The sequence below is a fragment of the uncultured Rhodococcus sp. genome (assembly GCF_963525155.1).
Taxonomy (GTDB): Bacteria; Actinomycetota; Actinomycetes; order Mycobacteriales; family Mycobacteriaceae; genus Rhodococcus_F; species Rhodococcus_F qingshengii.
The window spans coordinates 1-4,006 of sequence record NZ_CAURKP010000303.1 but is presented as its reverse complement, the minus strand read 5'-3'; the positions used below and the strand labels follow the sequence as shown (position 1 = coordinate 4,006).

Annotated in this window: 4 protein-coding genes; 2 read left to right on the top strand and 2 right to left on the bottom strand. The window is 62.9% G+C overall.

The features are described 5' to 3' along the window. Positions 1-95: 95 nt before the first annotated feature. On the bottom strand, positions 96-524 hold the full coding sequence (locus RWT78_RS28530; protein WP_003945020.1) for a PaaI family thioesterase: 429 nt from the start codon (positions 522-524) through the stop codon (positions 96-98). Between the two features lie 236 nt (positions 525-760). Beyond that, positions 761-1,543 carry a hypothetical protein gene (locus tag RWT78_RS28525; RefSeq protein ID WP_003944809.1) on the bottom strand — a complete coding sequence of 261 codons (783 nt, stop codon included), beginning with the start codon at positions 1,541-1,543 and terminating at the stop codon, positions 761-763. A gap of 202 nt (positions 1,544-1,745) precedes the next feature. On the opposite strand from RWT78_RS28525, the gene RWT78_RS28520 reads away from it, so the two are divergent. Together RWT78_RS28520 and RWT78_RS28515 are read left to right on the top strand one after the other, a co-directional pair. Then, the gene (locus tag RWT78_RS28520) at positions 1,746-3,206 is read left to right on the top strand and encodes an iron ABC transporter permease (protein ID WP_073512408.1); all 1,461 of its coding nucleotides are present in this window, start codon (positions 1,746-1,748) and stop codon (positions 3,204-3,206) included. Beyond that, the coding region (locus RWT78_RS28515; protein ID WP_314682693.1) for an iron chelate uptake ABC transporter family permease subunit at positions 3,203-4,006 on the top strand (804 nt) is incomplete at its 3' end. The genes RWT78_RS28520 and RWT78_RS28515, both read left to right, overlap by 4 nt.

Below are 4,006 nucleotides of genomic sequence, written 5' to 3'. Positions count from 1 at the left end.
CCGCCGGCCCAACAACCACAGGCGCCCCCGGGGGCGGGGGCGGGGTCAGCCCCACACACCCCCCCCCCTCCGTCATTCGATCGACTGCCGTGTGGTCAGTTTCCGATCTTCGCCACCTCGGTGATGTTCGCGAGGCGAACCTGTCCCTTGGAAACGAGTCGGTCGTTCTCGTCGGTGATGCGAACTTCCCAGAGTTGCTGGGTGCGTCCGCGATGAATCGGGGTGGCTTCAGCGGTGAGAGTGCCCTCCCGCGTTGCGCGCAGGAAGTCGGTGTTGTTGTTGACTCCGACCACGTGTCCTCGCTCGCCCAGCCACACGGTGCCACCGACGCTGGCGAGTGACTCCACGACCGAGCAGTACACGCCGCCGTGCTGAATCCCGGCGGGCTGGTGCAACGTGGGCTTGACGGTCCATTGCGCCCGCACGCGATCTGGGCTCAGTTCGGTGTATTCCAGGCCGATGGTGGCGTCGAAGCCCGTTCCGAGCCGTTTCATCATCTCTGCGGTCTCAGCAGTGTCGACCATGCCATCTCCATCTGTGATTCTCTGGCGCCGGTGTGGCTGCCACTCCCTACCTGATTACACGAGAGGTAACTCGAGCTTGGAATCAGGTCTGGAAAAAGAACCGGCGGGTTTCACATCATTCGATGTGAAACCCGCCGTGGGAAGGACCGGGAGTCTCTGCAGCCCTCAGGACTCCGGCGCGGTCCGGCAGTTTCGTCACTCTCGCGGGGTGTAGCTCTCCGCGTGGTGCTCCACAATCATAGGCAAGGCTGACCTAATTTAGCAAGCCCTTCGTCGAACTGGTTCCAACGAGGACGCAGCGAGACCTTGCGGCGTGCACGCACGGGCAGCCCTGCGGCGACAAAGGCGTCCAGCAGCCCCTGCCCACGGCGCTGAGCGGCTGATTCGCCCCCGCCGGCCAAGATGGGGACATATGCCGCTGCGCCCAGGATCGACTCCCCTACCAAGCCCCAGAATCTGAACTGGTCGACGGGCGCACACCTGGAGACGGCGTCGTAGATCGCCCGTAGCGAGGTCAGGCAACGGTGCGCGGTCCAGACGAGGAGCGCTTCTTCGCATGGCATGTCGACGACGCCGTCACTGCCGGACTCCCGTCCGTTCGGCGCAACGCGCAGAGTTTCGTCGATCACCCCGGCCCAGTCGATACCGCCGTCGCTGTCCATGTGGATGAACAGGTTCTCGAGGCCTGGATCCCAAGCGGCACCTTCGGAGACGATCGATGCGGCAACCCTGCCGACCACAGCGTGAATCAGTGATGTTGCGACCTGTATCGCCGCAGCTTCGGCACTGTCGAGATCCTGGAGCGAGCGGGCGAACATCTGATGCACCCGATCCCCGCACAAGCCTTCACTCAACTGCCACCAACGCCGTTTGCCTTCACCTGACATGGCGGCAACCGCGTAGACGCGCGGGTAGTCAGGGTTGAGTGCTCGTAGGCGAACGCTGGTGCGGCTCAATGCGTTCGACCGGAGTTCGAATTCACGAACATCCGCATGCTGGGTGGTCAAGGTGATTGTCACCGTGCACTCCAATCGGCCGAAGTTGTCTTGTGGTTCTTAATGTAGGTTAGCCTCACCATAATTCAAGAGTAAAGAACTGTGACACTGGGCACCGCATATTCACAGGAACTTGCCCCGCAGGGAGCGCACCCACATAGGGTTCCGTAACCTAAGATGCGAATTCCCTGCGCACAAAGACCAGGAGCTCGAACCGCCAGTGACGATGATCAAACCGCTCGGGAACGGACATCCCCGAGGACCCAGCGAGACGTACGGACGGCGCATAGTGCCGCGCGGCCCGGCTCCTGTCCGAATGCGTGTTCTAGCTGGGATTTTCGACGCGGGGGTGTTCCTGCTTCCGTTGCTCGTCGGCTGGTACGTCGTTCAGTCGCTCCGAGACGAGAACGGTGGCGGCGAAGCCGACCGCGCAGTATTCGGTGGGACGGCAATAGCCATTGCCGTTGGTCTCCTCGTGTGGAACCTGGGATTCCGCGAAGGTGCCACAGGCCGGACCTCGGGAAAGGGATGGGTAGGTCTGGTCACGCGTGACGCGAAGACAAAGCAGCCCATCGGTGTTCGCCGAGCTCTGCGCAGGCCGTTCGATCGAACCGGTATCGAGGTGGTCCGTGAAAGCACGGCGCGCGAAGAAGGGTTCGAGGAACTCGCGCGCGACAACAGCGTCGGGGCAACTCGTCGACGCCGGCTGATCGGTCTCGCGGTGCTCACGGTTCTTCTCGCGCTCGTCATGCTCGCGAGCATCGCGGTGGGCGCACGTCCGCTGACGTTTGCCGAGATCTTCCACGCCATCTTCAGTTCGGACGGCACCCAGACGGACATCATCGTGCGAACGTTGCGCGCTCCGCGGACCATCCTGGGTCTTGTCGTCGGCATCGCACTCGGTATCGCCGGCGCCCTGATTCAGGGACACACGCGTAACCCGTTGGCAGATGCCGGACTACTCGGCCTCAACGCCGGCGCGGCTTTCTTCGTAGTCATGGCGATCTATCTCTTCGGCTTCACCGCACCGAGTCAGTACCTCTGGTTCGCGTTTGCAGGATCGTTCGTCGCCAGCATCGTCGTCTTCGGCTTGTCCTCCATCGGAAACGGCGGCGCGAGTCCTCTGAGTCTGGCTCTGGCGGGCGCAGCCGTCGCGTTCTTCCTGCAAGCCATGACCAATGCCGTGATCATCCTCGACCAGACCAGTCTGGACGCCTACCGTTTCTGGGTAGTCGGGTCGGTGTCCGGTCGCGGGTTCGACGTCCTCTGGCAGGTCCTCCCCTTCCTGATACTCGGTTTGGTCATCGCCTTGGCAAGTACGCCGGGGCTCAACGTCCTCAGCTTGGGTGAAGACGTCGCAAAAGCCTTGGGAACGAACATCGCGTTCAGTCGCACACTCGGCATCATCGCGATCACCCTGCTGACCGGCGCCGCCACCGCGGCGTGTGGTCCGATCGCGTTCATCGGTTTGGTGGTCCCTCACGTGGCCCGGGCCATCACCGGACCCGACTACCGCTGGCTGGTCCCGTACGCGGGCTTGCTCGGTGCGGTCATGCTGATCACCGCGGACATCATCGGTCGCGTAGTCGTGCGCCCCGGCGAGTTGCAGGTCGGAATCATCCTGGCCCTCTTCGGCGCCCCGTTCTTCATCGCTCTCGTACGCCGCAGGAAGTTGGCAAGTCTGTGACGCTCAAGCAAGAACTCCGGGTACTCCCCCGGACCGTCCCCTCACGTAAGTCGATTCGTATCGGTGGATTCTCGCTGGTCTACCGTCCACTCGCGGTGTCGGTGTGCATTGCCCTCGCGGTCGCACTCTTCCTTCTGCTCTGCATCAACATCGGACGCGGCGACTATCCGATCTCGATCCCCGATGTCATTTCCGTCCTGCTCGGTAATGGAAGCAAGACACAGAACCTGATCGTCTTCGACCTCCGACTTCCTCGATCGCTCACCGCACTCTTCATCGGTATGGCACTCGGCATTGCCGGTGCGGTCACCCAGACGATCGCTCGCAACGCCCTCGCCAGCCCCGACATCCTCGGAATCACGGCCGGATCGAGTGCTGCCGCGGTTGCTCTCATCGTGCTCGGTGGTGGCGGGTCGTTCGTGGGACTGCTTGCCACACTGGGGATTCCGTTGGCTGCACTCTGCGGCGGCCTACTGACAGCAGTGGTGATCTACGCCCTGGCGTGGCGCAAGGGCGTCGAGGGGTTCCGCCTCATCCTGATCGGTATCGGCATCAACGCCATGCTGGTGGCAGCGACGGGATGGCTCCTCATCTCGGCGGACATCAACGACGCTTCTCGCGCACAGGTGTGGCTCAACGGTTCACTCAACGGTGCCACCTGGAATCAGATGTGGCCGGTCGCCATCGCCGTCGCAGTAGTCGGCGGCTACGCGGTGATCGCATCGTTCACCATGGGAGCACTGCGGTTGGGCGACGACAACGCAACCTCACTCGGTGTTCGCTTGCAATCCTCCCAGGCC

Excerpts from the sequence above, each read along its gene's own strand:
- RWT78_RS28530 (WP_003945020.1), bottom strand. The coding sequence starts at position 524 with ATGGTCGACACTGCTGAGACCGCAGAGATGATGAAACGGCTCGGAACG.
- RWT78_RS28520 (WP_073512408.1), top strand. The coding sequence starts at position 1,746 with ATGATCAAACCGCTCGGGAACGGACATCCCCGAGGACCCAGCGAGACG.